At 48.8% G+C, this 26,477-nt stretch carries 26 protein-coding genes, 1 tRNA gene and 1 pseudogene; 19 read left to right on the top strand and 9 right to left on the bottom strand.

Translation table 11 applies throughout. The features are described 5' to 3' along the window. Positions 1-39: 39 nt before the first annotated feature. On the top strand, positions 40-486 hold the full coding sequence (locus tag SYNPCCP_RS12450) for a hypothetical protein (RefSeq protein WP_010873581.1): 447 nt from the start codon (positions 40-42) through the stop codon (positions 484-486). A gap of 70 nt (positions 487-556) precedes the next feature. Here the strand turns inward: SYNPCCP_RS12450 and SYNPCCP_RS12445 are convergent, their stop codons facing one another. The 4 genes and pseudogenes from SYNPCCP_RS12445 to thiO form a co-directional block, all read right to left on the bottom strand. Beyond that, positions 557-1,495 (bottom strand): folate-binding protein YgfZ, encoded by a 939-nt coding sequence (locus SYNPCCP_RS12445; RefSeq protein ID WP_010873580.1) that lies wholly within the window; start codon positions 1,493-1,495, stop codon positions 557-559. 101 nt (positions 1,496-1,596) lie between these two features. Beyond that, complete coding sequence (locus SYNPCCP_RS12440) at positions 1,597-2,175, bottom strand: DUF3782 domain-containing protein (protein WP_010873579.1); 579 nt, start codon at positions 2,173-2,175, stop codon at positions 1,597-1,599. Between the two features lie 335 nt (positions 2,176-2,510). Beyond that, a complete protein-coding gene (locus tag SYNPCCP_RS17700; RefSeq protein ID WP_369791791.1) occupies positions 2,511-3,332 on the bottom strand; it encodes a thiazole synthase in 822 nt (273 codons plus the stop codon). Between the two features lie 177 nt (positions 3,333-3,509). Further along, positions 3,510-4,481 (bottom strand): annotated as a pseudogene (gene thiO, locus SYNPCCP_RS17695) (glycine oxidase ThiO); the annotation flags it as partial. A gap of 201 nt (positions 4,482-4,682) precedes the next feature. Between thiO and ruvB the strand changes: the two are divergent. From ruvB to secA, 4 genes are all read left to right on the top strand, one after another. Further along, positions 4,683-5,768 carry a Holliday junction branch migration DNA helicase RuvB gene (ruvB, locus tag SYNPCCP_RS12430; protein ID WP_010873577.1) on the top strand — a complete coding sequence of 362 codons (1,086 nt, stop codon included), beginning with the start codon at positions 4,683-4,685 and terminating at the stop codon, positions 5,766-5,768. A gap of 27 nt (positions 5,769-5,795) precedes the next feature. After that, a complete protein-coding gene (locus tag SYNPCCP_RS12425; RefSeq protein ID WP_010873576.1) occupies positions 5,796-6,194 on the top strand; it encodes a DUF4253 domain-containing protein in 399 nt (132 codons plus the stop codon). 442 nt (positions 6,195-6,636) lie between these two features. Continuing rightward, on the top strand, positions 6,637-7,257 hold the full coding sequence (locus tag SYNPCCP_RS12420; RefSeq protein WP_010873575.1) for a TMEM165/GDT1 family protein: 621 nt from the start codon (positions 6,637-6,639) through the stop codon (positions 7,255-7,257). A 192-nt stretch (positions 7,258-7,449) separates the two neighbouring features. Then, a complete protein-coding gene (gene secA / locus SYNPCCP_RS12415; RefSeq protein WP_010873574.1) occupies positions 7,450-10,248 on the top strand; it encodes a preprotein translocase subunit SecA in 2,799 nt (932 codons plus the stop codon). 103 nt (positions 10,249-10,351) lie between these two features. Here the strand turns inward: secA and SYNPCCP_RS12410 are convergent, their stop codons facing one another. After that, the gene (locus SYNPCCP_RS12410; RefSeq protein WP_010873573.1) at positions 10,352-11,011 is read right to left on the bottom strand and encodes an MBL fold metallo-hydrolase; all 660 of its coding nucleotides are present in this window, start codon (positions 11,009-11,011) and stop codon (positions 10,352-10,354) included. A 100-nt stretch (positions 11,012-11,111) separates the two neighbouring features. Beyond that, positions 11,112-11,333 (bottom strand): hypothetical protein, encoded by a 222-nt coding sequence (locus SYNPCCP_RS12405; RefSeq protein ID WP_020862115.1) that lies wholly within the window; start codon positions 11,331-11,333, stop codon positions 11,112-11,114. Between the two features lie 226 nt (positions 11,334-11,559). Between SYNPCCP_RS12405 and SYNPCCP_RS12400 the strand changes: the two genes are divergently transcribed. Beyond that, on the top strand, positions 11,560-12,363 hold the full coding sequence (locus tag SYNPCCP_RS12400) for a PspA/IM30 family protein (RefSeq protein ID WP_010873572.1): 804 nt from the start codon (positions 11,560-11,562) through the stop codon (positions 12,361-12,363). A gap of 173 nt (positions 12,364-12,536) precedes the next feature. On the opposite strand, the gene rpsN is transcribed toward SYNPCCP_RS12400, so the two are convergent. The 3 genes from rpsN to SYNPCCP_RS12385 form a co-directional block, all read right to left on the bottom strand. Beyond that, a complete protein-coding gene (gene rpsN / locus SYNPCCP_RS12395; RefSeq protein WP_010873571.1) occupies positions 12,537-12,839 on the bottom strand; it encodes a 30S ribosomal protein S14 in 303 nt (100 codons plus the stop codon). A 99-nt stretch (positions 12,840-12,938) separates the two neighbouring features. After that, positions 12,939-13,011 (bottom strand) — tRNA-Arg (locus SYNPCCP_RS12390). 53 nt (positions 13,012-13,064) lie between these two features. Continuing rightward, on the bottom strand, positions 13,065-14,231 hold the full coding sequence (locus SYNPCCP_RS12385; protein WP_010873570.1) for a pentapeptide repeat-containing protein: 1,167 nt from the start codon (positions 14,229-14,231) through the stop codon (positions 13,065-13,067). 257 nt (positions 14,232-14,488) lie between these two features. Here SYNPCCP_RS12385 and SYNPCCP_RS12380 point away from each other — a divergent pair, with 257 nt between their 5' ends. From SYNPCCP_RS12380 to SYNPCCP_RS12320, 13 genes are all read left to right on the top strand, one after another. Further along, positions 14,489-15,499 (top strand): PstS family phosphate ABC transporter substrate-binding protein, encoded by a 1,011-nt coding sequence (locus SYNPCCP_RS12380; RefSeq protein ID WP_010873569.1) that lies wholly within the window; start codon positions 14,489-14,491, stop codon positions 15,497-15,499. Positions 15,500-15,820: 321 nt separating this feature from the next. Then, entirely contained in the window at positions 15,821-16,972 is a 1,152-nt protein-coding gene (gene pstS / locus SYNPCCP_RS12375; protein WP_010873568.1) for a phosphate ABC transporter substrate-binding protein PstS, read from the top strand. An 81-nt stretch (positions 16,973-17,053) separates the two neighbouring features. Continuing rightward, positions 17,054-18,007, top strand: coding sequence for a phosphate ABC transporter permease subunit PstC (gene pstC / locus SYNPCCP_RS12370; protein ID WP_010873567.1), 954 nt, complete (start codon positions 17,054-17,056; stop codon positions 18,005-18,007). A gap of 185 nt (positions 18,008-18,192) precedes the next feature. Beyond that, positions 18,193-19,056, top strand: coding sequence for a phosphate ABC transporter permease PstA (gene pstA / locus SYNPCCP_RS12365; RefSeq protein WP_010873566.1), 864 nt, complete (start codon positions 18,193-18,195; stop codon positions 19,054-19,056). Positions 19,057-19,081: 25 nt separating this feature from the next. After that, positions 19,082-19,891 (top strand): phosphate ABC transporter ATP-binding protein PstB, encoded by an 810-nt coding sequence (gene pstB, locus SYNPCCP_RS12360; protein WP_010873565.1) that lies wholly within the window; start codon positions 19,082-19,084, stop codon positions 19,889-19,891. 114 nt (positions 19,892-20,005) lie between these two features. After that, the gene (gene pstB / locus SYNPCCP_RS12355) at positions 20,006-20,806 is read left to right on the top strand and encodes a phosphate ABC transporter ATP-binding protein PstB (protein ID WP_010873564.1); all 801 of its coding nucleotides are present in this window, start codon (positions 20,006-20,008) and stop codon (positions 20,804-20,806) included. Positions 20,807-20,909: 103 nt separating this feature from the next. Next, positions 20,910-21,398 (top strand): thioredoxin family protein, encoded by a 489-nt coding sequence (locus SYNPCCP_RS12350; protein ID WP_010873563.1) that lies wholly within the window; start codon positions 20,910-20,912, stop codon positions 21,396-21,398. A gap of 189 nt (positions 21,399-21,587) precedes the next feature. Then, positions 21,588-22,415, top strand: a complete 828-nt coding sequence (locus tag SYNPCCP_RS12345) for a cytochrome c biogenesis protein CcdA (RefSeq protein WP_010873562.1) — start codon at positions 21,588-21,590, stop codon at positions 22,413-22,415. A 1-nt stretch (position 22,416) separates the two neighbouring features. Further along, positions 22,417-22,974 carry a sigma-70 family RNA polymerase sigma factor gene (locus tag SYNPCCP_RS12340; RefSeq protein ID WP_010873561.1) on the top strand — a complete coding sequence of 186 codons (558 nt, stop codon included), beginning with the start codon at positions 22,417-22,419 and terminating at the stop codon, positions 22,972-22,974. A gap of 4 nt (positions 22,975-22,978) precedes the next feature. Then, positions 22,979-23,782: an anti-sigma factor domain-containing protein gene (locus SYNPCCP_RS12335; protein WP_010873560.1), complete on the top strand. Its 804-nt coding sequence runs from the start codon at positions 22,979-22,981 to the stop codon at positions 23,780-23,782. Between the two features lie 342 nt (positions 23,783-24,124). Beyond that, positions 24,125-25,510: a cation:proton antiporter gene (locus SYNPCCP_RS12330; RefSeq protein WP_010873559.1), complete on the top strand. Its 1,386-nt coding sequence runs from the start codon at positions 24,125-24,127 to the stop codon at positions 25,508-25,510. Positions 25,511-25,783: 273 nt separating this feature from the next. Next, a complete protein-coding gene (locus tag SYNPCCP_RS12325) occupies positions 25,784-26,023 on the top strand; it encodes an antitoxin (protein ID WP_020862133.1) in 240 nt (79 codons plus the stop codon). Between the two features lie 2 nt (positions 26,024-26,025). Further along, a complete protein-coding gene (locus SYNPCCP_RS12320; protein ID WP_010873557.1) occupies positions 26,026-26,427 on the top strand; it encodes a type II toxin-antitoxin system VapC family toxin in 402 nt (133 codons plus the stop codon). Positions 26,428-26,477 lie beyond the last annotated feature (50 nt).

The raw sequence follows: 26,477 nt of genomic DNA, 5'->3' as shown, positions 1-26,477 counted from the left end.
CAACCGACTGACCAAGCTTTTTACCCCGCCCTCACCCCCATGAATCCTGAATTTCATCCCCTCCCCCTGCCGGCTCCCTGTGTGATAGAACAGGGTATTTTGGTCAACAAAGAAGATATGCAACGGGCCCTAAACGATTTAGGACAGGTTAATTACTACTATCAATTGGATGGCATATCCCAGGCCGAAGGCCAGGGTTGGATCCTAGATGTGTTTAGCGATGCTCAACAGGCTACCGTTGTTACCAATCAATCCCTTTATCTCAACGTCAACAGCTTTGATTATCTGGAAATTAGCCTTGATAACCAGGGAAAAACTGTTATGGACCTCTGGCAAGAAAGTCGGCAGTTACGACTGATGCCCTTGGATGGTTGGCTCAGCCCAAGGGAAAATCATGGCCAACTTATACCTCTGGATTTGGAAGAAGCGGTAGCAGAGGTGTTAGCAGCCAGGTTTGATGTCCAGACTGACCAAGAAGACTTTTGACAGGCTTCTAGTCCTTGCAAACTTGCCCGATCAATTTGACTTTTGAGCGGAAAAACTTTTGTGCTGGGATCTAACTGGGCCCTTGGTAATATTGGTGGCTCAGGTAGGGTGGTTTTTCTACCGTGGCGATCGCCTCTCCCAACTGCACTGTCATGCCCTGATCAACCAACTTAGTTTTGAGGTAACCCAACCCCGTCAATCCTTTCACACTGGTTAAAATGCCCACCTTTTGTCCTTCTAGGGTAATCACCGTTCCCGCTTCCGCCTGGCGATCAAGGGTAATGCGCCACAACCTTTGTTTGACGCCTTGGTAAGTATTCAAACGGGCAATGGTTTCCTGCCCAATGTAACAACCTTTAGTAAAAGAGATCGCTCGCCACAAACCCGCTTCGAGGGGATTGTAGTCCTCTGTTAATTCTTTCCCTGCTTGGGGTCTGCCCTGGTAAATACGCAAACTTTCCCATTGGTCTGGGTTGATTAGGGGTAAATGCCCCCAAAGTTGATTAACCAATTCCTGTTGATCCGCAGGAAAAATCACCGTATAACCGGGCAAATCCAACCCCGTTTGGGCGGAAATGAGCAATTCAACTCCCTGCACCGATTGGGCTAACCATTGGTTCCCAGTGGGCAATTGCCAACCTAAATTATGCTCTTCAACCTTTTCCCCCAACAGCACCACCGCCCGATAATGGGCAGATAAATCCCGCAGTTCCACTTTGTCAAAGGGGAAAATAAATCGGTCCATCCATTGCCAGAGGAAATCTTTTTGCCCGGCTTCCACTTGAAGCCAAAGGGAGTCTTGACGTACATAGACCGTGGCAAGTTCTAAGGTTCTGCCGGTGGAGTTGACGAATACGGTTTCAAACCATTCCCCCACAGCCCTAGCTTCCACTGCGTTGGTGGTTTGGTTGTGTAAAAAGCGCCGCCGGTCTTCCCCTTGTAATGCAATCAAACTAAATTCGGGCAGGGGATAGAGCCAAGTTTGCTCCAGGTCAAAGGGAAGGGCCATGAATAAATAAATCTAAATTTGATTCTACTACTGAATTCTATAGCAGGATTAGGGGCAGAAAGTTTATGGCGGTTATCCATGGGTAGAGGTAGAAATTCTCCCTACCAAGCTTTGGGCTGAAAAGTGGGGGGAGTATCGAGTTCAAAAATTTCTCCCCGAATGCGGGCGACGTATAATCCAGCTTTTAACACTTCTTCCCGCAGGGCATTGGACAAATCTACGGCGGCGAGGATGCCATAGAGTTTTTTGTCTCCATGCTCAGGAAAAAATTCCCGAAAGCTTTGCAGGTGGGTAATTAATTGACCGATGGATTCCTGGCGGGCATGGCTTTTAACCTCTACCACAATGGCGGTGTTCACCTCTCCATTGGCATAGGCCAGCACATCTAATTCAATATGTTTGCCCCGCTTGCTCACTCGGACGCTGGGGGTCACCACTTCCATGGCAAATTTTTCGTAGAGGATAGTTTCCATGGAAGGCAAGGCCAGCCCTTCAGTAAAGCTGCCGAATTTTTTGCCTAGACCACCAATTTGTTTACTCAACTCTTGAATTTGGCGATCAGTTTTTTGGGACTGTTCTTTCAGTAAACGTTCAGTTTCTTGCAAACGCCGTTCCGTTTCTTTCTGGGACTGGATCAGTTCTCCAAGCAATTGCCAAACTTCATCAGCGGTAGTTGCCATAGTTATTCGGGATTATTTGTCTTGACTCAAGTTTAACGGGTCGCCACCTGTCCTTGGCGATCGCCCCAGCTCGCCGATTTGCAAAGCAAGTTTCGATAGCTGCAAGGTAATTTTAGTGGCTAATGAACGCTTTATTGTTGGGATTTCCTGTGCCTGAATTGTTGAGTATTTTTTTGTTGCTGTTTTTAAAAGTTCTCATTAGTTAAGAATATGTTTGAAAAGTAGGGTGAAGAATGGAAAATGGTGAAAATTCTATATTCTTCACCATTTTTCCCAATTATGCCGACTTTTCAAACACGCTCTAAGAGTTTGGGACTTTTGATCCGGAAAATCTCCTAACCCACTAGGCCCGTGAGGGGAGAACTGGCATTGGCCTTGGCTTTAATGGGCATTCTGCCCGACAGATAGGCGAGCCTCCCTGCTTGGGTAGCCATTCCCATAGCCTGGGCCATGGCCACGGGATTGGCCGCCATGGCGATCGCACTGTTGATCAACACCGCATCAGCGCCCATTTCCATTGCTTGGGCTGCTTCACTGGGGGTGCCAATGCCCGCATCCACCACCACGGGAACCTTGGCATTCTCAATAATGATGCCAATGTTGGCGGCGTTACGGATACCCTGCCCAGAACCGATGGGGGAACCAAGGGGCATCACAGTGGCACAGCCCACTTCTTCCAGCCTTTTCGCCAATAAGGGATCAGCGTTGATATAGGGCAGTACGGCAAAACCTTCCTTAACCAACTGTTCTGCCGCCTCGAGGGTGCCAATGGGGTCTGGTAAGAGGTATTGGGTATCGGGAATGACTTCTAGCTTGATGAAATTATTATCTTCCTGGCCCAGTAACTTAGCCATTTCCCTTCCCAACCGGGCTACCCGAATAGCTTCCTCGGCCGTTTGACAACCAGCGGTGTTGGGGAGCATCCAAATGGTGGACCAATCAATGGCTTCCGCTAATCCCTCGTGGCCTGGGGCATTGGTTTGTACTCGGCGCACTGCCACGGTGACAATCTGACAACCACTGCTAGCGACGCTTTCCTGCATGGTGGTGAGGGAAGGATATTTGCCGGTGCCCGTCATTAGGCGGGAGTGGAATTTACGGCCAGCAATTTCTAGCAAATCTTTACTGCCCTCTGAATTTTCAGCGGCATGGGGCAGGGAAGGGTTGGCAATGGAAGGAAATACAGCAGTCATAGGGCGGCAGGACAGTACAGGGGGATTGGTAGTTGTTAGAAAACGTTGGGGACTAAAGGCATGGATGAGGGGAGAAACCTTCTGGTCGAGGATTAAATCGCTAATCAAAGCGGCGGTGATGGGGGCGAGCAAAATGCCGTTGCGGTAATGACCGATCGCCAAAATGAGATTATCACAGGGGCCATAGCCCAAGAAAGGCTGTTCATCGGGGGTGCCGGGGCGAAATCCCCACCAAAAATCCTCAATGGCCCAATCGCCTAGGGCCGGGAAAAGTCTAATGGCTCGACCTAATAGGGTTTGAATGCCCTGGGGCGTATTATGGGGCTGCCAGTCCACCTGCTCCGAAGTTGCCCCCACAATTAAGCGGCCATCCCGCCGGGGCACCAGATAGGTTTGGGGACCAAAAAGTACCCGTTGCAAAGGATAGGGCTGGTGAGTTCCCGCTGGCATCCGCAGGGCCATCATTTGACCTTTAACTGGGAATACCGGCAGGGGCAGTAATTCCTTGGCCCAGGAGCCGTTGGCCAACACGTAGCTATCTGCTTGGAAAGAACCCTGATCCGTTAGCACCGCAGTCACTTGGCCATGACGTTGGGCGATCGCCTGGACGGTGACCCCTTCTTGAATTTGTACTCCCAGGGATTGGGCCGCTTGCCGCAGAGCACTGACCAGTTTGCGGTTATCCACTTGGCCATCGTCGGGATGCCACCAACCACCAATTACGTCTTCCCCCAGCCCTGGTTGATAGTATCGAATGGTTTCCTGGTCTAACCAGGCAGAATTAGTGGAACTATTGCCATGGGGCGCTTCAAACACGGGGGAGAGGATGCCACAGGGGTTATAACCCGTTTCCATGCCTGTTAACTGTTCCAGTTTTTCCACCCATTCCCCGTAACGCCAGCGGGAAGCCAAACATAGATCCAGCATGGGGCCTGGGGCGATTTGTTCCGCATGGGGGGCTAACATTCCCGCCGCCGCATGGCTGGCCGCCTGGGCAAAATCCCGACTCAGCACTGTGACCTGCAACCGCTTTTGCTTTAATTTCAGTTCCACGGCGATCGCCAAACCGATGATGCCACCGCCAATAATGAGAACGTCACTGGTTGTTTGCATAACCTTAAAAAATCAACCCCTGAATGCTTTAACGCCTTGGGTAAATGGGGGAGAAGTACCTAATTTCAGGTTAGCGGATTATCGAGGGCTGGAGGCTTTTTTGCTGGGATGTTCCGAACAACCCGGCGGCGATCGCCAATGTAGGATGGGGGGATACTGACTAGAACCGACTCAAGCTGAGCCTTTCCTTTTCCCTGCGCCATGGCCATTAAACGTTCCGGCAACAATAATCTTTCTCCCAACGTTAAATCCGATCTCCTTTCCCCGGAAGTTATTCCCCAGGAACGCAGTACCAGCCCAGAGTTAGAACAGCAAGAGGCATCCCTCAGGCCCCAACGGTTAGCGGATTACATTGGCCAACGGGATCTCAAGGAAGTGTTGCGCATTGCTATCCAAGCGGCCCAAGGTAGGCAAGAGGCGATCGACCATCTGCTGTTATACGGCCCACCGGGGTTGGGCAAAACCACCCTAGCTCTAATTTTGGCGGAGGAAATGCAGGTACGTTGCAAAATTACTGCGGCTCCGGCGTTAGAACGTCCCAGGGATATTACGGGGCTACTATTGGCTCTGCAACCGGGGGATATTTTGTTTATCGACGAAATTCACCGTTTAAATCGCCTAACCGAGGAATTGCTCTACCCTGCCATGGAGGATTTTCGTTTGGACATCACTATGGGCAAAGGCCAAAGCGCCAAAGTCCGCAGTTTAAAGTTAGCCCACTTTACTCTTGTGGGGGCTACCACCAAAGTAGGTTCTTTGACTTCGCCGCTGCGGGATCGGTTTGGCTTAATTCAAAGATTGAGATTTTACGAGGTTGATGAGTTGCAACAAATTATCCTCCGCACCGCTGGTATTTTATCCGTATCTATTTCCCCCACAGGGGCCGAGGCGATCGCCATGAGAGCCAGGGGAACTCCCCGCATTGCCAACCGTTTACTGAAAAGGGTGCGGGATTACGCCCAGGTTAAACAACAGCCGGAAATTGACCCTGCCCTTGCGTCGGAAGCATTGGATTTATACCAAGTGGATAAACGGGGTTTGGATTGGACAGACCGCTTAGTTTTACAAACTTTAATTGAACAATTCCAGGGAGGCCCCACCGGCCTAGAGGCGATCGCCGCTGCCACAGGGGAAGATGCCAAAACCATTGAGGAAGTGTACGAACCCTACCTGCTACAAATTGGTTACCTGGCCCGCACCAGTCGAGGCCGCATTGCCACCACCGCCGCCTATGAACACCTAGGGTTGACTCCCCCCACTCCCCTGCTACCTTGGAAGGAAAGTTAAGGCGTAGTCAAAAAATTCGTTTATTTTATGTTTGATCCAACGGCAATTATTGAGCAACAAACCAACGGCATTAACTACGACATCACCACCGAAGATTTGATTGCTAAGCTTCAGCAATGGGATGGGCAATATGGCATTGAAATCGGTGAAGTGAGCTTTGATAGCCTCATAGTCCGCTTTGAGAACTTACCCACGGATTTGAAAGCCCTAGCCGAGGAAATTTACGAGTTCTGCCCCGATGTCATTGACCAGGGATTTGGTTGTTTTGATGATATTCTCGCGATGGGCAAGGAAGCTGGCGAAGAAATCCCCCCCGATTTGCAAAACCTGCTAGAGGGAGTGGATTGGGATGATCCCGACTTTGGGTTAACCATCCTGCAAAATGCCCTGCGCCAAGACCAAGGGGTAGCCCTTTGGTGGGACTAGGTTTGATCGTTTAGAAAGTGTTTGAAACGTGCCAGGCTAGGTATTTATCCTCCTAAATCTCCTCACTAAAGCTCTGGCTTAAAAAGGGCGACTTTTGTGACAGTTACCCCCTTTCCAAGGGGGGATTAAACAGCCAAAACTCAACTCTCTGAACAGACTTTTAGATCTGATCGCCTTGCAAACATACATCAATACAAATAGAGTGCATAAAAGACTAAATATTTATAGTTCAAATAAATTGACCAACAGAATTTTATTTTATGTCAATACTAAACAGCAACTCAAAAAACAATGAAATAAAAATGAAGATAAAATGAATAAAATATGAATTAATGTGGGCTAAACAGTTGATGAAAAAAATTGAGTTTATTTAAAGAGAAATAACCTAGATCATGATAAATTGGGCAGGTGTTTACTGCGTTGCTCTGTTCCTGGCTGATCTATGCTGACCGCTTTTACTGCCGGATTATTGTTGATAACTGTTTCGGAATTAGGGGATAAAACTTTTTTTATTGCCATGATTTTAGCTATGCGCTATCCCCGCCGTTGGGTGTTAGTCGGAGTAGTGGGAGGATTGGCGGCAATGACTATTTTGTCAGTATTAATGGGACAAATTTTCACCTTTTTGCCCACTAGATACATCAACTATGCCGAGGTAGCTCTTTTCTTGATTTTTGGCACAAAACTATTGTGGGACGCTCGGCGGATAAAAGCCACGGCAAATCTGGAGGAAATGGAAGATGCAGAAAAAGCCATTGCCTCCGGCGAGAAAAAGTTAAAAATTGTGCCCCGGGGATGGGGCATTGTGGTGGAAAGCTTTGCCCTCACCTTTGTGGCGGAATGGGGCGATCGCACCCAGATTGCAACCATTGCTTTAGCAGCGTCTAATAATGCCTGGGGAGTGTCGGCGGGTGCCATTCTTGGCCATACCATCTGTGCGGTGATTGCGGTGATGGGAGGAAAATTTGTGGCAGGGCGTATTTCTGAGAAAACAGTGACGTTGATTGGTGGGCTTTTATTCTATCTATTTGCTGTGGTTTCCTGGTGGACCAAGATTGCATAGGACTCGGATTTGCAGATCAACCACTAGTCACTGACGGGATTGAATTCCCCTACCGACCGGAACGATACGGAATGTTAAGATAAGTCGTTGAAGGATTGCTAACTCCTGTGCCCAAAAAAGCCAGAGAATGGTGATCGCCTGACCGTTAAATTCCCCAGTTAGACTGCCCATCGGTTCCCTATCCCAAGTCCCATGTTAAAAGCCCTCTTTGGTGATCCCAATACCCGCAAACTGAAAAAGTTTCAACCCTACGTGGCGGAGGTCAACCTCTACGAAGAGGACATTGAAAAGCTGTCTGACGATGAGTTGAAGTATAAAACCGTCGAATTTCGGGAAGCGTTGGATAAGGCCCGCAGCGATGCGGAAACAGAAGAAATCCTAGACGAAATTTTGCCAGAAGCCTTTGCCGTGGTGCGGGAAGCGGGGAAACGGGTGTTGGGTATGCGTCACTTTGACGTGCAACTGTTGGGGGGCATTATTCTCCACAAAGGGCAAATTGCGGAAATGAAAACTGGGGAAGGAAAAACCCTGGTGGCCACTCTACCTTCCTATCTGAACGGTTTAACGGGCAAAGGGGTCCATGTGGTGACGGTGAACGATTACCTGGCCCGGCGGGATGCGGAATGGATGGGGCAAATCCATCGCTTTTTGGGCTTAACGGTGGGTCTAGTACAGTCCGGCATGAATCCTGAGGAAAGGAAAAAGAATTACGCCTGCGATATTACCTACACCACCAACAGCGAACTAGGGTTTGACTATTTACGGGACAACATGTCCACCGCCATGATTGAAGTGGTACAGCGCCCCTTTAATTTTTGCATCATTGACGAAGTTGACTCGATTTTAATTGATGAAGCCCGTACTCCTTTGATCATTTCTGGTCAAGTGGAGCGCCCCACAGAGAAATATTTGCAAGCGTCGGACATTGCCGCCCAGTTGGAGCCGGAGATTCATTATGAAGTGGATGAAAAACAGCGTAACGTGCTCATGACCGATGAAGGCTTTGAGAAGGCGGAACAATTGTTACAAACCACGGATTTATTCGACAAGAATGATCCCTGGGCCCACTACATTTTCAATGCCATCAAAGCGAAGGAATTATTCCTCAAAGATGTGAATTACATTGTTCGTAATGGGGAAGTCGTGATTGTGGATGAATTCACCGGTCGGATTATGGTCGGTCGCCGTTGGAGTGACGGTTTGCACCAGGCGATCGAAGCTAAGGAGCGGGTGGAAATCCAAAAGGAAAGTCAAACTTTGGCCACTATTACTTACCAAAATTTCTTTCTGCTTTACCCCAAACTTTCCGGCATGACGGGGACAGCCAAAACGGAAGAAACGGAATTGGAAAAGGTTTATAACCTCCAGGTAACCATTACCCCTACTAACCGTCCTTCTAGCCGTCAGGATTGGCCCGATGTGGTCTATAAAAACGAAGAAGCAAAGTGGAAAGCGGTAGCATTGGAATGCGAAGAATTGCACCAACAGGGTCGTCCCATCCTGGTGGGTACTACTAGCGTGGAAAAATCAGAAGTTATTTCCCGACTGTTGCAGTCCAGCGGCATTCACCATAACTTGCTCAATGCTCGGCCGGAGAATGTAGAAAGGGAATCGGAAATTGTGGCCCAGGCAGGACGCAAAGGGGCGGTAACCATTGCTACCAACATGGCTGGTCGGGGTACGGACATTATTTTGGGGGGGAACTCGGACTATATGGCTCGCCTGAAAGTGCGGGAATATTTAATGCCGAAAATTGTCCGCCCGGAAGATGACGAACTGGGGGCTGGGGTAACAGGTTGGGTCAGTGGCCGAGAAAAACCCCAGGGGTTTGGCAATCAAAATGGCAAAAAAAAGGTGAAAACCTGGCAAGTATCGCCGGACATTTACCCCACTACCATTAGCCAGGAAACGGAAGACTTACTCAAAAAAGCTGTTAAATTTGCAGTGGATCAGTACGGTCTGCAAAGTTTAACAGAACTGGAAGCAGAAGACAAATTGGCGATCGCCTCGGAGAAGGGCCCCACCGATGATCCTGTGATTCTCAAACTGCGGGAGGTGTATAACCAAATTCGCAGGGAATACGAAGTTCTAACCTCAGCGGAACATAAAGAAGTGGTAGAGTTGGGGGGACTGCACGTCATTGGCACGGAACGCCATGAATCCCGTCGGGTAGATAACCAATTGCGGGGGCGGGCTGGTCGCCAAGGGGACCCGGGCTCCACACGCTTTTTCCTCAGCTTGGAGGATAACTTACTCCGCATCTTCGGCGGCGATCGGGTGGCGGGACTAATGAATATGTTCCGGGTGGAAGAAGATATGCCTATTGAATCCAAAATGCTCACCGGTTCCCTAGAAGGGGCCCAGAAGAAGGTGGAAACCTATTACTACGACATCCGTAAGCAGGTGTTTGAGTATGACGAGGTGATGAATAATCAGCGGAAAGCTATCTATGCAGAGCGGCGGCGGGTGCTGGAAGGTTTGGATTTAAAAGAGCAGGTGCTAGTTTATGCCGAAAAAACCATGGATGAAATTGTCGATGCATACGTCAACCCGGAATTGCCCCCGGAGGAATGGGACGTGGAAAATATGCTCGACAAGGCTAAGCAGTTCGTTTATTTACTCGAAGACCTAACGGTGGAAGATTTGGGGGATATGACCGTGTGGGAAATGAAAACCTTCTTCCACGAAGAAGTCCGCAAAGCCTATGATCTGAAAGAAACCCAGGTAGATAAGGTGCGTCCAGGACTAATGCGGGAGGCGGAACGGTATTTTATCCTCCAACAGATCGACAATCTCTGGCGGGAGCATCTCCAGTCCATGGAAGCTCTCCGGGAATCCATCGGTTTACGGGGCTATGGACAAAAAGATCCCTTGATTGAATATAAGCAAGAAGGTTATGAAATGTTCCTGGAAATGATGATCGATATCCGCCGCAACGTGGTTTATTCTCTCTTCCAGTTCCAGCCCCAGCAACAACCCCAGGCCGTTTAACCCTAGTCCTAGTCAGTCAAGTTTTGTGCGGAAGGGGAGATTTGGATTTAGGCAAATGCCACCTCCCCAGTTTGATTGGGGGCTTACATGGTCTTAACTGCCGTTAGACTTTTGCCTGAAACTCCCTGAGCATTGACTCCAGTGATTCCCTCGGATTTAAGCACCAATCTTCTCCCCGCAAATAACCCACATTTCCCCCTGGGCAAACCGCTCTGAGGGGCAGATTTTTTTCATCCAAATAGCGATGAATTTTTTCCACACTGGCTTGCTGACGGGGCCAGTGGAATGTTTTAGCCTGCTTAATGGCCCTTAGATTACCTTCCCCATCGGGCAGTAAATGACGGCCGGTGAAAAGAATACCGCCGTTCTCTCCCCAGTAATAGCAACTAGCACCGGGAGAATAACCAGGAGTCCAGATGGCCGTGAGGAACGGGGCCATCGCCAATTGTTCCCGAAAACGACATATCCTTGCCCCGGGCAAAAGGTAAGCCTCCTGTTCCTGTACCACCACCTGACAGCTTAACTTTTCCTGGATTGTTTTCACTTTGGGGCCATGGCCATCTCGATGGGTCAGACATAGCCAACGCACCGGGCCTTGTTCCCCCAACCATGCTTCATTGTCTTCATGCCAAGCCGGACAATCGATCAACACATTGCCCTCCCCAGTGATTAATAAATAGGCTGTTCCCCCCAGGGTGTCCCGATTGGGTGCAAAACGATACAGGTTGGGCAGAATTTGACGGGGTAATTTGGCGATCGCCATGGAAAAATAGGTTACGGGTAGGGAAGGATAACGAAAGGATTCGGCGGGTAGGGCAAAATCTTGTCAGCAGACTAGGAATAGCAATTAAGCCCAAGCCCAACTACTTTAACTGTTCAAGTTGTTTTTCCCTCATTTCACTGGGCTTTTTAATATTTGGCTTTGGAGCCATCCCCAATAATTTTTGATTAATTTGTTCCCTGGTGTTTTTGCTATAACTAGCCCAGGGATCGGGCAAAAACATATCACCGATGCTGATAAAAGCCAGACCAGCAATCACCGCTGGAATGGCAAGGGAGCGCAAAATTTTAAATAGACTTGCCATAACGCTATGCCTCCACAATCAAATCTCGATTGGACTACCTGTGTTTCCATTCTAGGGTAGGGCACCATGGCGAAAGCCACTAAAACCAACTCCAAGGCTGTCTAGTGTCTGCGGGCTTGGTTTACACTGGATCAACATAGGGCCAACTCCTTAGTCCCCCTTATGCGGACTTCTGTACAGACCCCCATTCGTTAACCCCCAGCGATTTTGAGAGGATAAGTAAGACATGGGATTATTTGACCGTTTAGGCCGCGTCGTCCGGGCTAACCTCAACGACCTCGTCAGTAAAGCTGAAGATCCAGAAAAAGTTCTGGAACAGGCCGTGATCGATATGCAGGAAGACCTGGTGCAACTCCGCCAGGCCGTTGCCCGCACGATCGCCGAAGAAAAACGAACAGAGCAACGTCTTAACCAAGACACCCAGGAAGCCAAGAAATGGGAAGACCGGGCAAAATTAGCCCTCACCAATGGGGAAGAAAATTTGGCTAGGGAAGCCCTGGCCCGCAAAAAAAGTCTGACAGATACGGCGGCGGCGTACCAAACCCAGCTAGCCCAACAGAGGACCATGTCGGAGAATCTCCGTCGCAACCTCGCGGCTCTAGAAGCAAAAATTTCCGAAGCTAAAACCAAGAAAAATATGTTGCAGGCCAGGGCCAAAGCGGCCAAGGCTAATGCTGAACTGCAGCAAACCCTCGGGGGCTTAGGTACTAGCAGTGCTACTAGTGCTTTTGAACGGATGGAGAACAAGGTACTGGATATGGAAGCCACTTCCCAAGCGGCAGGGGAGTTAGCCGGCTTTGGCATCGAGAACCAGTTTGCCCAGTTGGAAGCCAGCAGTGGGGTAGAAGACGAGTTGGCCGCCCTGAAAGCTTCCATGGCCGGTGGAGCATTACCGGGAACCTCTGCCGCTACGCCCCAACTCGAAGCGGCTCCTGTTGATTCCTCAGTACCAGCTAATAATGCCAGTCAAGATGATGCGGTGATTGACCAGGAATTGGACGACCTACGTCGTCGGTTAAATAATCTGTAATTGGTTTAACTCAGCCAGTAAAAATCCCCCATTAACCTAGGTTTTGGGGGAAATTGATCAGATTGAATTACAAATGCTAGTGGGTCAGACTCCAGCAACTATGATTAGGGGTTCGAGTTTCCCTACAGGAAGCAATCAAAGCCTCGATCACCCACAGCCAGAACTGGGCAATATTACCAGCTAGACTTGGTTACACCGGGCAAAAGACCCTGGTGGGCCCATTCCCGTAAAACATTGCGGCAAAGGCCAAAGTCACGGTAGTAGGAACGGGGACGACCTGTAACCTGACAGCGGTTACGGCGACGGTTGGGGGCGCTATTGCGGGGTAAATCCTGCAATTTTTGGTGAACAGCTAATTTGTCTTCTAGGGTTTCAGCTTGACGGAATTCTTCTTTGAGCGCTTCCCGTTTAGCAGCATACTTTGCTACCAAGCGGCTACGACGCTTATCCCGCTCGATCATGGATTTTTTTGCCATCGGGGTTTAACTTTATTTCTTTAGTCTAAAAATTGAGCACTCCCCATCATATCACACTGCTTGGGGACACAAAGGTTTATGAAAGGTAATGGAACTAGACGAACACGGAGGGATTCGAACCCCCGACCCTCAGGACCGGAACCTGATGCTCTATCCACTGAGCTACGTGTCCAGGACAGACTTGGGCTGACCCTTTCATCTTGCGAAAAGAATTCACACCAGCTATCAGCGTAACATTTCCTGCACCGATTCGGAAGCTAACTGGGCACCATTTTCCAGTAACCAAGCTTCCTGACTGGGAGCTAACCCCGGATTGTCACCAAAACTGAGATTTTCCACCTTTGCGCCACTGAAATTGACGTTTTGGAGAGTGGCTCCCCGCAAATCCGCTTCCCGTAGGTCTGTGCCGATTAAAGTTGCTAGGGCTAAACTACTTTTACGAAAATCAACTTGGCTGAGATTAGCCCCTTCTAGGTAAGCGCCACTCAGGTCTGCACCCCGAAAATTGGACCGGCGGAGATCGGTATTACTCAAATCGCTGTCGGTCAGAATAGCTCCCCGGAAATTGCTGTCCATTAGTTGGCCATTACTAAGGTCAATGCTGTTGAGGTTAGCACCCACAAATTTGCCTCCCGCCAAATCCCGTTGCGGGTCCAAACCGACTAACTTCCCCAGGGTAAGGCAATCCAACTGGGGGGAGTTGATGATTAATTGCAGGCGATCGCCAAGGTTCCCGGTGTCTGCTTCCGTTACGGTGCGATTATTTTCGACATTGTATAGAGGTTGCCAGATAATTTGAGGATCGGCATCGACTGATTTGCTCAGGAGCCATTGACCCCAACAAAGGGCCGGAGTTAGGTAATTTTCCGCTATAAACTTAGCCAACAGGCGATCGGCAATAGCCAATTGGTTCGGACTCAAATCCGGTGGCCACAGGCCTTGGGTTTCGGCGATCGCCACCTGCCGAGCTTCTGCTTTAACTTCTGCCTGGAGTCGGGCCCATTGTCCAGTTAGGGCAAGTTCAACATTTACAGTTTGGGGAGAAACAGCTTCTGACGGGAAAACTATCTCCCCCACATTAAAAAATTTTTGCCCATGGTCAGTGGTCGCGCCTTCAGCCTGGACTGTTAAACTAATGCCCCGTAGCCAAAAGCGCAGTTTTCCCCCCAACAGTGATAACCATTGACCGTCAGCTTGGGGAATTAAAGTCAAAGCCAGATGGCCCTTTTCTCCCTGGGTCTGCCAATGGAAATCCGCCCCCAAAGCCATGGCCGAAAGATGGGGGTTAAAAATTTCGAGGGAGGAAAAGGTCGCCATAGTCACAAAAATCAGCTTTTTTCTCAAGTCTAGGTTAATCGGGGCAAAAAGTCCCCTGGGCAGACGTTGTGGCATTGTTCATGGAGTCCCGTCCCATTAATTTTTCCTGAAAGACTGGAATTACGGCTCGAAGAATATATCCCTTGGTTTACAAATGTTAGGGACGAAAAATACGGCACGATCAACCTCTCCAGCCCTTTAACCAAACCTTTACTAGGGCTTAACCTTCAACCAGCCGGGGCGACTTTAATATACAAAAATGTTGATAGATGCCCTAAAGCTACCGTCAACGGCTAATCACAATCGACCACCCTGGGGGCGGAGAAGTAAAAATGTTTGATTTAAGTCGATTGAGCCGGGGCATTGTCCCTATGGCTTTGCTCTTGTTGGGAATTTCTGCCTGTACACCATCCCAGACCAGTCAATCGATCGCCATTAATGGTTCGAGTACGGTTTACCCCATTACCGAGGCGATTGTTGCAGATTTCTCTGGGGGTAAGAAAGGGGTCGACATTGATGTGGAATTTTCTGGCACTGGCGGCGGTTTTAAGCTATTTTGCGAGGGTAAAACAGACATTGCTGACGCATCCCGCCCCATTAACAAGCAGGAAATGAAATTATGTAATGACAACCAGGTGCGGTATGTGGAATTGCCCATTGCCTTTGATGCCATTACTGTGGTCAGCAATCCCAAAAATGACTGGCTGAAAAGTTTGACTGTCGAAGAGCTAAAGCGCATTTGGGAACCTGCCGCCGAAAAAACCTTGACCCGCTGGAACCAAGTCCGGCCCGAATTTCCCGACCAACCTATTAACCTCTACTCCCCCGGTGAGGATTCTGGCACCTTTGATTACTTCACCGAGGCGATCGTTGGTCAAGCTGGAGCTAGTCGTCTCGATACCCTAAAAAGTGAAGACGATGAAATTTTGGTGCAGGGAGTTGTCCAAGACCTTTATTCCCTAGGCTATTTTGGCTTTGCCTACTACGAAGGTCGTATTGCTGACTTGAAAGCCATTGGGGTCGATAACGGTAGAGGACCAGTGCTGCCTTCCCGAGAAACGGTGGAAAAATCTGAGTATCAACCCCTGTCCCGCCCTTTATTTATCTACGTCAACGCAACCAAAGCCCAAGATAATCCTGCCCTACGGGAATTTGTCGATTTTTATCTGGCCAACGCCTCTGCCACTGCCACCAAGGTTGGTTATATTCCCTTGCCCGAGGAAGCCTATAACCTAGGCAAAATTAGCTTCAACAAAGGGGAAGTGGGCACGGTCTTCGGTGGCGAAAGTGTTATGGATCTGACCATTGGTGAGTTGTTAAAGAAACAAGCCTCCTTTGAATAATAAACAAGGGGCGAAGCCGTCAGAGTTTGTTTGAAAAGTCAAAATCAAAGGATTTATCCCCCTAAATCTCCTTACTAAAGCTCCGGCTTAAAAAGAGGGACTTGTGTAACAGTTTCCCCCTTCCAAAGGGGGCTAGGGGGGATTAAACAGCCAAAACAGAACTTTCCAAACACTTTCTCAAGGGGCAAGTATTGGGGATTCCCAGGAAGAAAATCCCAATTCCATAGACCTTAACCTTCCCTTTACCATGGTCTGGCTTAATGACTGTATCATGAGCAACTGTTTAGCCAGATTATACAAATCCGCGTCGAGAACACATCAATGACTACTTTCAAGCAGATTAAAAAGTTGTCCAAGCATTTAGTGCCCACAGCTTCTATCCTGGCACTAACTGTTGGTCTGGCAGCCTGTGGTGGCGGTGGTGGTGGTGGTGACACAGCCCAAACCGGTGGTGGTGATGCAACTACAACTACTGCCGCAGATGCCTTTGCCAGTAAAGTTTCCTTGACCGGTGCCGGTGCTAGTTTTCCTGCTCCCCTTTACCAAGGCTGGTTTGTGGCCCTCAATCAAGCTGTGCCTAACTTAGAAGTTAACTATCAGTCCGTGGGTAGTGGTGCTGGGGTTGAGCAATTCATGAGTAAGACCGTGGATTTTGGTGCCAGCGATGTGGCCATGGACGACGAAGAGATTGCCAAGGTTAACGGTGAAGTGGTAATGCTTCCCATGACCGCTGGTAGCATTGTTATGGCCTACAACTTGCCTGGGGTGGAAGGGTTGAAGTTATCCCAGGAAGCCTTGGCGGGCATCATGTTGGGCAATATTACTAAATGGAATGACCCCAAATTAGTGGCGGATAATCCCGATTTGACCTTGCCCGATCGCCCTATCACGGTGGTGCATCGTTCCGACGGTAGCGGTACCACGGCGGTTTTCACCATGAACTTGGCCGCCATGAGTCCCGAATTTAAGGAAACCATCGGTGACGGTAAAACCGTTGAGTGGCCCACCAGTAAAGGTAAATTCATCGGTGGTAAGGGTAACGAAGGTGTAACCGCTGGTATTCAACAAAATGAGGGAGCCATTGGCTACGTTGAATATGGCTACGCCACCAACAATAACCTGACCATGGCCAGCCTCCAGAACAAGGATGGACAGTTTGTTGTGCCGACCGATGAAAATGCTTCGGCCACCCTGGCTGCAGTCGAACTGCCGGAAAACCTGCGGGAATTCATCACTAACCCCGCTGGGGCTGATTCCTATCCCATTGTTACCTACACCTGGATGTTGCTTTATCCCCAGTACGCTGATGCGGAAAAGGCTAAAGGTATCGAAGCGATGGTGGAATTTGGTCTGAATGAAGGTCAAACCATGGCCCCCACTTTGGGTTATGTACCTTTACCTCAAAATGTGCGGGAAAAAGTGGCCGCCGCTGCTGACAAAATCTCCCCCGATTACACCATTACCTTGAAATAGTTCAGTCGCAAATATCCGAGTGGGGAGGCGATCGCCATTGATCTTCCTTCCCATTTGCCTTTCCTAATTCCCCATTTTTCCATGACCACTGCGCCCTATTCCCGGACAAAGCCCCTGGCTTCCCGCTCCGATCTTGAAAAAAATTTGGAGAAGGGATTTAAGTATTTAACTTTAGCCTTTGCCGTCAGTATTGGGCTGATTTTGCTGGCGATCGCCCTGTTGATTTTGTCTCAGTCGGTGCCGGCAATTAAAGCTTTTGGGCTGGGCTTTATCACCAATAATACTTGGAATCCTGTTACCAGCCAGTATGGAATCCTGGCCATTATGGTGGGCACATTGGTCAACTCCGGCTTGGCCTTACTACTGGCTATTCCCCTGGGCATCGGTACGGCGTTGTTTTTAAGTGAGGATTTCATTCCCAGTAAAATTCGTACTGTCCTCACTTTTATGGTGGAATTGCTGGCGGCCATTCCCAGTGTGGTCTATGGGTTGTGGGGCATTTTCGTCATTATTCCCCTGATTAAACCGGTGGGGATGTGGTTAAACGAATATTTTGGTTGGATTCCCCTCTTTAGCACCCCGCCTGCTGGCCCCGGTATGTTACCCGCCAGTATTGTTTTGGCCATTATGATTTTGCCGATCATTACGGCGATCGCCAGGGATTCTTTGGCTTCCTTACCGCCGGAATTACGACAAGCTTCCTTGGGACTGGGGGCTACCCGGTGGGAAACCATTTTTCGGGTGTTGATTCCCGCCGCTTTCTCCGGCATTGTCGGGGGGATTATGCTGGCATTAGGAAGGGCCATGGGGGAAACGATGGCCGTGACCATGATCATTGGTAACTCTAACCGTCTGAGTTGGTCTTTATTGAATCCTGCCAACACCATTGCTTCCCTACTAGCTAACCAGTTTGCTGAAGCTTCGGGGATGCAGGTTTCGGCGTTGATGTATGCCGGTTTTGTGCTGATTGTTCTTACTTTCATTGTCAATATTTTGGCAGAACTGATTGTGAACAAAGTCAAAGCTAAATATTAGTTTTTGCTGCAATTATTTTTACTTAGGGGCTGTTTGAGCCGTTTCCCTGACTTGACAATTACGGGCGAAATTTAAATCAAAGCTCTGGATTAAGCCAGTCAGTTTAAAAGACGAATCTCGAACTCTCAAACTCTTCCCAAACCTATATTTTTGCTTATTCTCCTAGGCCCTGGCCCCCCAAACCCATGACCGCCGTTAACCTCCAAAAGAAGAAATCTGACCTGAGAGCTATCTTTGGTTACTCCATGACTGCCGTGTCGGCGGCCTGTCTATTGGCCACCGTTATTCCCCTGTTTGCGGTGCTGATTTTTGTTGCCATTCAGGGTTTCCGCAGCCTTAACCTCAACCTTTTTCTCAAACTACCTCCGGCTCCCGGTTTGGCCGGTGGTGGGGTAGGTAACGCCATTATTGGGACTTTCATTGTGGTGGCGATCGCCACGGTGATTGCTGTACCCATCGGCGTTTTGAGTGCGGTTTATCTTTCCGAATTTAGCGGCGATAACCAAGTGGCCAGGGCGGTACGTTTTGCCACTAACCTGTTGAGCGGTATTCCTTCCATCATTGCCGGGGTATTTGCCTACGGTGCCTTGGTGTCTTCGGGGCTATTTGGTTTTTCGGCCATTGCGGGGGGGGTTGCCCTGGCGGTGTTGATGTTACCCACCATTATCCGCACCACCGACGAAGCTTTACAGATTGTGCCCCAGGATATTCGCTGGGCTGCCCTGGGGGTAGGGGCCTACAAATACCAAACTGTTTTATTTGTGGTTCTGCCCGCTGCCCTTTCCTCCATTATCACCGGGGTCACATTGGCGATCGCCAGGGCCGCTGGAGAAACGGCTCCCCTAATTTTCACTGCTTTGTACTCCAACTTCTGGCCCCGGGGACTAAAAGAACCCATCGCTACCCTGGCTGTGTTGGTTTATAACTTTGCGTCGGTGCCCTACAAATCCCAACAGGAATTGGCCTGGGCGGCTTCGTTATTGCTGGTGTTTCTAGTGCTGATTACCAACATCACCGCCCGCTTCTTTACCCGGAAGAAGGCTTATTAGATACTAATTGAATGAGGAATCCCCCATGAACGAATCCCCGGCGCAACCATTAACTGAAACCATCCCCGTCTTTACTACCCAGAACCTAGATATCTATTACGGTAGCCACCGGGCAGTGCGGGACGTTTCCCTGACTATTCCTAAAAATAAAATTACTGCTTTCATTGGCCCCTCCGGTTGCGGTAAAAGTACCATTTTGCGTTGCTTTAACCGTTTGAATGACCTGATTGAAAGTTTCCGACTAGAGGGCAAGGTTCTTTACCATAGCCAAGACCTCTACTCGCCTAATATTGATGTCACTGCGGTGCGGAAATATATTGGCATGGTTTTCCAAAAGCCTAATCCTTTCCCAAAAACCATTTTCGATAACGTGGTGTACGGTGCCAGGGTCAATGGCTACAAAGGCAATTTGGAAGAGTTGGCGGAAGATTCCCTCCGACGGGCCGCCCTCTGGGACGAAGTGAAAGATAAATTAAAAGCCAGTGGTTTTTCCCTTTCCGGTGGTCAGCAACAACGACTTTGCATCGCCCGGGCGATCGCCATGCAACCGGAAGTATTGTTAATGGATGAACCCTGCTCAGCGCTAGACCCCATTTCTACCCTGAAAGTGGAAGAGTTGATGAATGAGTTGAAGGAAAACTACACCATCATCATCGTTACCCACAATATGCAACAGGCCACCAGGGTGGCGGATTACACTGCTTTTTACAACGCAGAAGCCACGGACAAAGGCAATAAAGTGGGCTATCTGGTGGAATTTGACCGAACTGGCAAGGTGTTTGGTGACCCCCAGGAACAGGAAACCAAGGACTATGTCAGTGGGCGCTTTGGTTAAATGGTTCTCTCTGTTTTACTCTGTCAAACCTGGGAAGTCCCTCGGTCTAGAACAACCCAAGCTTTTCCGTTATTAGTAACCAATTATTTTTAAATTTTCAAGAGGATATTAGTTATGGTAGTTTCCAACGGCGTGGCCACGAAGGGGGTGTTAGAAGCCCAGGGCGTTAACGTTTATTACGGTTCCCACCTTGCAGTCAAAGATTGCAATATTTCCATTCCCGAAAGACGGGTGGTGGCTTTTATTGGTCCCTCCGGTTGTGGTAAGAGCACCCTGCTCCGTTGCTTCAATCGCATGAATGATTTGGTTTCCATCGCCAGGGTGGAGGGACGCATTACCTACCACGGTTCGGATATTTATGCCCCCAGCGTTGATCCGGTGGGTTTACGCTGTTCCATTGGCATGGTATTTCAGAAAGCCAATCCTTTTCCCAAGTCAATTTACGAAAACATTGCCTGGGGAGCTAAGCTAAACAATTTCCAAGGGGATATGGACGAATTGGTGGAAACTTCCCTGCGTCGGGCCGCCCTCTGGGACGAAGTGAAAGATAAATTGAAAGCCAGTGGCTTTTCCCTCTCCGGTGGTCAGCAACAACGGCTCTGCATTGCCCGGGCGATCGCCGTTCAGCCGGAAGTAATTTTGATGGATGAACCTTGTTCGGCCCTCGACCCCATTTCTACCTTGAAGATTGAAGGGTTAATGCACGAACTCAAAGAGCAATTCACCATTGTGATTGTGACCCACAACATGCAACAGGCGTCCCGGGTGTCGGACTACACGGCATTTTTCAATGTGGAATCGGTAGACAGAGGTGCCAAAGTGGGCAGCTTAGTGGAATATGGCCCCACGGAAGAAATTTTCCAAAATCCGCTCAAGGAATCGACTCGGGATTATGTCAGTGGTCGTTTCGGTTAATTAACTGTCAATTAACTAATTAAATCAAGTTGGTGAAATTAAATAAATCCAAAAGCCGGGTCAGAGGTGTATAGAAAGTGAACCTTCCATTGAGGCACTTTCTGTGAAAACTACCCGCTCCTTTTTAACATCTACTCTGGCGATCGCCTTTCTTGGTGGTGCCCTCGGCGTGGCTTCGGTGAGTCTTTCCTCTCCCCAAGTCAGCGTTGCCCAAATGATGCAGACCCAGGCCCCCAAAGCCCTGTCCCCTTCCCTCCAAGGCAAACCAGTGGTGGTGGATATCTATGCCACTTGGTGCCCCGGCTGTCAGACCATTGCTCCTACCCTTAGTCAGTTGAAGAAGCAGTACCAGGGCAAAGTGAACTTTGTGGTGCTGGATGTTTCAGACAAGAACACAACCAAAGCGGCGGAAGCTAAAGCCAAGCAGTTGGGGCTAACAACCTTCTTTGAAGCCAATAAAACCCAAACCGCCACCGTTGCCATCATTGATCCCGCCACAGGGATGGTTGTCCAGCAATTTCGTAAAAATGCCAATGCTGGGGACTACGCCAAGGTAATTGATGGGGAAATTTCCAGAATGGCGAAAAAATAGTTGACGCCGGGGGGTTTGTTACCGAAATCGCCCCATTTCTTTTTGCATAATTTTGTCCATTTTCCGACCCGGGGCCACTTAAGCTCTAGCAACCTTGGAGGTTTTATCAAAATATTTCCTCCCCACCGGGGCGCAGGCGGTTTGGTCAGCCTCTGCTTCGCTCCTCGTTGACCAAATTCTGAAATCGCCATGTTAAATCGTGCCCGTCGCTCCTTTTCCTCCATGGCTCCCTGGGCATTTTGCCTAATTTTATTTTTGGGAGCCCTGTCCTTAGTGGTGCTCACTAGTCAATGGGCCTCCCTGACAGCGGGCCTGGATCATTTCATTGCCGCGGTTGAAAATCATTACCAGCAATGGTTTGACCAGCAAAACACCGGCAATCCCCTGGTATTGCTACCTCTGGCTTTTCTGGGGGGACTGCTTGCTAGTTTTTCCCCCTGTATCCTCGCCCTATTGCCGGTGAATCTGAGCTACATTGGCACTCTGCAAGTTACTTCCCGCCGCCAAGCCCTGGGCAAAGCTAGCCTATTTGTCTTAGGTACGGTAATTGTGCTCAGCTTATTTGGCTTGGTCTCCGCCTTTGCCACCGCCGTCATTGTGGACTTTAAGGGCTACGTTCATGTGGCGATCGGCACCATCATTCTGGTCATGGGATTGAGTTTTGCCGGACTAGTTCATTTACCCCTACCCAAAACCCAAATTAATTTGCCTGTGGCAGGGCCCCTGGGGGTGGGTATGACCTTTGCTTTGGTGAGTTCTCCCTGTGCCAGTCCGGTATTATTTGCCGTGTTAGCTGCGGCTTCCACCACCGGTTCCCAGAGTTTAAGTGTGATGGCGATGGTTTTCTATGCTTTGGGTTACACCGCCGTTATTTTCTTCGCTAGCCTGTTCACTGGTTTGATCAAACAGAGCCGGGTTTTACTAAAAAACTCCCATTGGGTTACGGGACTTGGTAGTGGCTTGTTGATGTTAGCAGGGGGATATTATCTGCTGACAGGACTGGGTTGGTTTTTCTAGTATGCAAGTCGTGGTGCAGGATGACGGAGAAATTATGGCGGCGGTGCAACGGGGAGATTCCTTTGCCCTAGGAGTTCTCTATAACCGCTACGGTGCGGTGGTTTATCGTTTAGCCCTACGCATATTGCAGCGCTCCCAGGATGCGGAGGATTTAACCCAGGAAATTTTCCTTAGCCTGGAGACCACCACTCCCTACAACTCCCAACGGGGGAATTTACTCAATTTTTTGCTTACCCTCACCCGTTCCCGGGCCTTGAACCGAATTCGCCAGGGTCGGAGCCGAGGGCGACTGTTAAAAGCCTGTCAACACAACCACTTAACGAATGTTCCCAATTTACCTATGGAAAACGCTGCTTTGTCCGAGTTGTCCCAACGGGTAGCATCGGCCTTGGAGACTTTGCCCCCTAACCAAAGGCAGGTGTTGGAGCTGGCTTACTATGAAGGGCTGAGTCAGTCGGAAATTACCCAAAAATTAGCCATTCCCCTTGGTACGGTTAAAACCCGTTCCCGTCAGGGGTTATTAAAGCTAAAAAATTTATTACAGGATCTTGTGGAGTAAACCGATGGAATCCCTAAACCCGATCTCCCTGCAGGAATTGTTGGCGGGCTATGTGCTAGAAGATTTAAATCCAGGGGAGCAGGCCCAGGTGGAGGAGTTATTAAGCCAAAATCCAGTCCTGGTAAGGGAAGTTGAGCAACTGCGGGCTACCCTCAACCTTTTGCCCTTGGGACTATCCTCGGCCGATGTTCCACCGCCCCTATTGCTTTCCCAATCTTCAGTTAATCAATTTTCTCCATCCGTAATTAAATCGACTCCCAAGTTTACCTGGGGAAAACTAGCTTTGGGCGGTGTACTGGCCACGGCGATCGCCGGTTTAAGCTGGCAAAATTATCGACTACAGGAACAATTAGCCACCATTGAGCAAACTAATCAGACATTGCAACAGGTGCTTGACTCCCAAGGGGATCAACAGCAGACTGAACAATTGTCGGCCTATCGTCAGGTAGTTAATCTTCTTCAGGAACCCAACAAAAACTTTTTAACCCTGCGGGCCACCCAGGCTAAATCCCAAGCAACGGGCAGTTTAATTGTGGGCGCAGAAAGTGCATCAGCACTATTAGTGCTAAGGGATGTACCTCCGATTAAGGACGGTAAGGTTTACCAACTTTGGGCTGTGATTGATGGCAAAAAAGTGCCCTGTCGTTCTTTTCTACCCAATGCCCAAGGGGAAGTTTTGCTAGAGATTCCTTTTGAAAAATGGTTGTCTGCCTCGGAAGTGATGGTCACAGAGGAAAAAGAAGTTTCTGCCCGTCAACCCCGGGGAGAAATGGTGATCCAAGGCCAACAGACGCCTTTCCAATCTTGAGCTAGGGACGTTTGACACAATTAAAATCATCTATCTAGCAGCCTTTGATCAGTCTTTTTAGTTCTAAACTTAAGTCAATTAAAGATAGGATCATCCCGCTCAATCGCCCCACTAAAATCCCTACTCAAACAAGGGGGAGATTTAACTGCCACACCTCAATTTTTCAAATAAATTTCAAAAACTAGAATTATAGTTAATAACAACTTCTATTGACCATTGCCCCTGGTCTACAGTGAAAATATCTATCTCAGTGAATGGTTTGGATTGTATTTTCAGAGTCCTACGCCACTAAAAATTGGGGAGCTTTTGCCTTATCCTGCTTAGAGATGACATCCAATGTAAATGTTTATGAACCCATTGCTCCCTCCCCTGTGGCCAATGATCGCCACTGCCGTAGAAACAGAAACGGAAATAGCTCCATTGGTATTGGCTGGGGTGCTCCTCAGTCTGGTGGTGATCTATTTTGCTAGTAAGTTGGGCGGGGAAGTTTGTCTCCGACTCAATCTGCCGCCAGTGCTAGGAGAATTGGTGGGGGGCGTGTTAGTGGGGGTTTCGGCCCTGAAACTATTATTATTTCCCGAAGGAGGTCTGGCCCCCGAAGATTCCCTCGTTATTCAACTGCTGATGGGATCCGCGGATTTATCCCCGGAAGCGGCCCAGTCCGTTTTCAGTGCCCAGAGTGAAGTGATTTCCGTCATTTCCGAGTTGGGGGTAATTATTCTCCTATTTGAAATTGGTTTGGAGTCTAACCTCAAGGAACTGATTCGGGTGGGTCCCCAAGCGGCGATCGTGGCGGTGGTGGGGGTAGTAACTCCTTTTAGTTTGGGCACCATCGGTTTGATGACCATTTTTGGGGTGGCGGCCATTCCAGCAATTTTTGCGGGGGCGGCCCTGACGGCCACCAGTATCGGCATCACTGCGAAGGTGTTGGCTGAGATCAACCGCCTTAGTTCCAATGAAGGGCAGATCATTATTGGTGCAGCAGTATTGGACGATATCCTCGGCATTATTGTGCTGGCGGTGGTGGGTAGCTTGGTAAAAACTGGGGAGATCCAAATCAGCAATATTATCTACTTAATCCTTAGTGCCACCGGTTTTGTGGTGGGTTCAATTTTAATTGGTCGCCTGCTCAGCCCCTTCTATGTCAGCCTAGTCAACCGCATGAAAACCAGGGGTCAGTTGCTCTTGGTATCCATTTGTGTGGCGTTTGTCCTTTCCTACATTGCCCAAATTGTTCAGTTAGAGGCGATTTTGGGTTCCTTCGCAGCGGGGTTAATCCTAGCGGAAACGGAAAAGCGGGAAGATTTAGAAGAACAAATTTTGCCTCTGGCAGACTTTTTTGTGCCGGTATTTTTTGTCTGTGTGGGGGCCAAAACCGATGTCAGTGTGCTGAACCCCGCCGTACCTGCTAACCGAGAAGGTTTGATTATTGCCGCCTTTTTAATCCTGGTGGCGATCGTGGGTAAGGTGGTTACCGGTTTTACCCTGTTTGGTAAGTCGGAATTGAACAAATTGGCGATCGGGGTAGGCATGATTCCCCGGGGAGAAGTGGGTCTAGTTTTTGCTGGGGTAGGGGCCGCTAGTGGAGCGTTGGATCCTGCCACCGATGCCGCCATCATCGTAATGGTCATTGTTACTACCTTTGTGGCTCCCCCTTGGTTGCGGGCTGTGTTTGAAGGGGCCAAAAAGGAGGAAGCTCCGGAAAAACCAGTTCCCACCCCAGATTAGTTAATCGCAATCCAGATTTAGATTTATCCTAAATTCATTTTTTGTCCTCGAGGCTTCCCTGATAAGCTTTTCGGGGATTCTTACTTTGGGTAGAAACCCTTGCTAGAATTATGACTGATAGGTATGACTAGACTAAGTTTAGATTCCTAAGACTATAGAGTCATAATTTTCCCCTTGAATTATCGCTCCCATCACCTCGCAAACTGACCTAGTAAGAAAATTTTAACTACCCAAGGCTGAGCTAAAATTATTTCCATGAAAAGATCTGTAACTATGTCTTCAACCTATGTTGTTAAACTGGATTCCCGTGGCAAAAGTCAGAGTCTAACACTACCAGAAGATCTTCGTCTCAATGCCACCGAAGTGGAAATTTATTGCCAGGATGGCCGCCTAATTATAGAGCCTCTTCCCCAACCCTCTCTATTGGCCAAACTGGTTCTTTTGGATGACATAGAAGAAAGTTTTCCCGAAAATTTTACTGACAATCTTCCTCTAGATAATATTAATTTATAAGTGTGCAGTATCCTTATTTGCTAGACAGAAATATACTTTCTAATTTGATTCGTCATCCTAACGGAACGATTTTCTTCAAAATTAAAGAGGTAGGGGAAGCTAACATCTCCACAAGTATTATCGTGGCTTGTGAATTAGCTTTTGGTGCGGAGAAAAAACAATCAAAAAGGCTACAGGAAAGGGTTAACTTAATTCTAGACTTGGTTCCCATTGCGCCAATGCTTGCGGGCATGGAGAAAGTGTATGGCAAAATCAGAGCTATTTTAGAACACCAGGGAACTCCCATAGGTGGCAATGCTCTTTTAATTGCTAGTCAAGCTATTTACGCTAATTTGATTCTCGTAACTGACAATACTGGAGAGTTTAAACGGATGCCTGGTCTGTCCGTTGAAAACTGGCTTTGATCCATCACTACTCCAATCAGTATTTCTAATAATCTTGAAAAAATAATCTA

This window comes from Synechocystis sp. PCC 6803 substr. PCC-P, assembly GCF_000284455.1.
GTDB lineage: Bacteria > Cyanobacteriota > Cyanobacteriia > Cyanobacteriales > Microcystaceae > Synechocystis.
This window is presented reverse-complemented; position numbering and strand designations above follow the sequence as displayed.

Bases quoted from the DNA above. Each gene is read 5' to 3' on its own strand.
- SYNPCCP_RS12450 (WP_010873581.1), top strand. From the start codon at position 40: ATGAATCCTGAATTTCATCCCCTCCCCCTGCCGGCTCCCTGTGTGATA.
- SYNPCCP_RS12445 (WP_010873580.1), bottom strand. From the start codon at position 1,495: ATGGCCCTTCCCTTTGACCTGGAGCAAACTTGGCTCTATCCCCTGCCC.
- SYNPCCP_RS12440 (WP_010873579.1), bottom strand. From the start codon at position 2,175: ATGGCAACTACCGCTGATGAAGTTTGGCAATTGCTTGGAGAACTGATC.
- ruvB (WP_010873577.1), top strand. From the start codon at position 4,683: ATGGCCATTAAACGTTCCGGCAACAATAATCTTTCTCCCAACGTTAAA.
- SYNPCCP_RS12425 (WP_010873576.1), top strand. From the start codon at position 5,796: ATGTTTGATCCAACGGCAATTATTGAGCAACAAACCAACGGCATTAAC.
- SYNPCCP_RS12420 (WP_010873575.1), top strand. From the start codon at position 6,637: ATGCTGACCGCTTTTACTGCCGGATTATTGTTGATAACTGTTTCGGAA.
- secA (WP_010873574.1), top strand. From the start codon at position 7,450: ATGTTAAAAGCCCTCTTTGGTGATCCCAATACCCGCAAACTGAAAAAG.
- SYNPCCP_RS12410 (WP_010873573.1), bottom strand. From the start codon at position 11,011: ATGGCGATCGCCAAATTACCCCGTCAAATTCTGCCCAACCTGTATCGT.
- SYNPCCP_RS12405 (WP_020862115.1), bottom strand. From the start codon at position 11,333: ATGGCAAGTCTATTTAAAATTTTGCGCTCCCTTGCCATTCCAGCGGTG.
- SYNPCCP_RS12400 (WP_010873572.1), top strand. From the start codon at position 11,560: ATGGGATTATTTGACCGTTTAGGCCGCGTCGTCCGGGCTAACCTCAAC.
- rpsN (WP_010873571.1), bottom strand. From the start codon at position 12,839: ATGGCAAAAAAATCCATGATCGAGCGGGATAAGCGTCGTAGCCGCTTG.
- SYNPCCP_RS12385 (WP_010873570.1), bottom strand. From the start codon at position 14,231: ATGCCACAACGTCTGCCCAGGGGACTTTTTGCCCCGATTAACCTAGAC.
- SYNPCCP_RS12380 (WP_010873569.1), top strand. From the start codon at position 14,489: ATGTTTGATTTAAGTCGATTGAGCCGGGGCATTGTCCCTATGGCTTTG.
- pstS (WP_010873568.1), top strand. From the start codon at position 15,821: ATGACTACTTTCAAGCAGATTAAAAAGTTGTCCAAGCATTTAGTGCCC.
- pstC (WP_010873567.1), top strand. From the start codon at position 17,054: ATGACCACTGCGCCCTATTCCCGGACAAAGCCCCTGGCTTCCCGCTCC.
- pstA (WP_010873566.1), top strand. From the start codon at position 18,193: ATGACCGCCGTTAACCTCCAAAAGAAGAAATCTGACCTGAGAGCTATC.
- pstB (WP_010873565.1), top strand. From the start codon at position 19,082: ATGAACGAATCCCCGGCGCAACCATTAACTGAAACCATCCCCGTCTTT.
- pstB (WP_010873564.1), top strand. From the start codon at position 20,006: ATGGTAGTTTCCAACGGCGTGGCCACGAAGGGGGTGTTAGAAGCCCAG.
- SYNPCCP_RS12345 (WP_010873562.1), top strand. From the start codon at position 21,588: ATGTTAAATCGTGCCCGTCGCTCCTTTTCCTCCATGGCTCCCTGGGCA.
- SYNPCCP_RS12340 (WP_010873561.1), top strand. From the start codon at position 22,417: ATGCAAGTCGTGGTGCAGGATGACGGAGAAATTATGGCGGCGGTGCAA.
- SYNPCCP_RS12335 (WP_010873560.1), top strand. From the start codon at position 22,979: ATGGAATCCCTAAACCCGATCTCCCTGCAGGAATTGTTGGCGGGCTAT.
- SYNPCCP_RS12330 (WP_010873559.1), top strand. From the start codon at position 24,125: ATGTTTATGAACCCATTGCTCCCTCCCCTGTGGCCAATGATCGCCACT.
- SYNPCCP_RS12325 (WP_020862133.1), top strand. From the start codon at position 25,784: ATGTCTTCAACCTATGTTGTTAAACTGGATTCCCGTGGCAAAAGTCAG.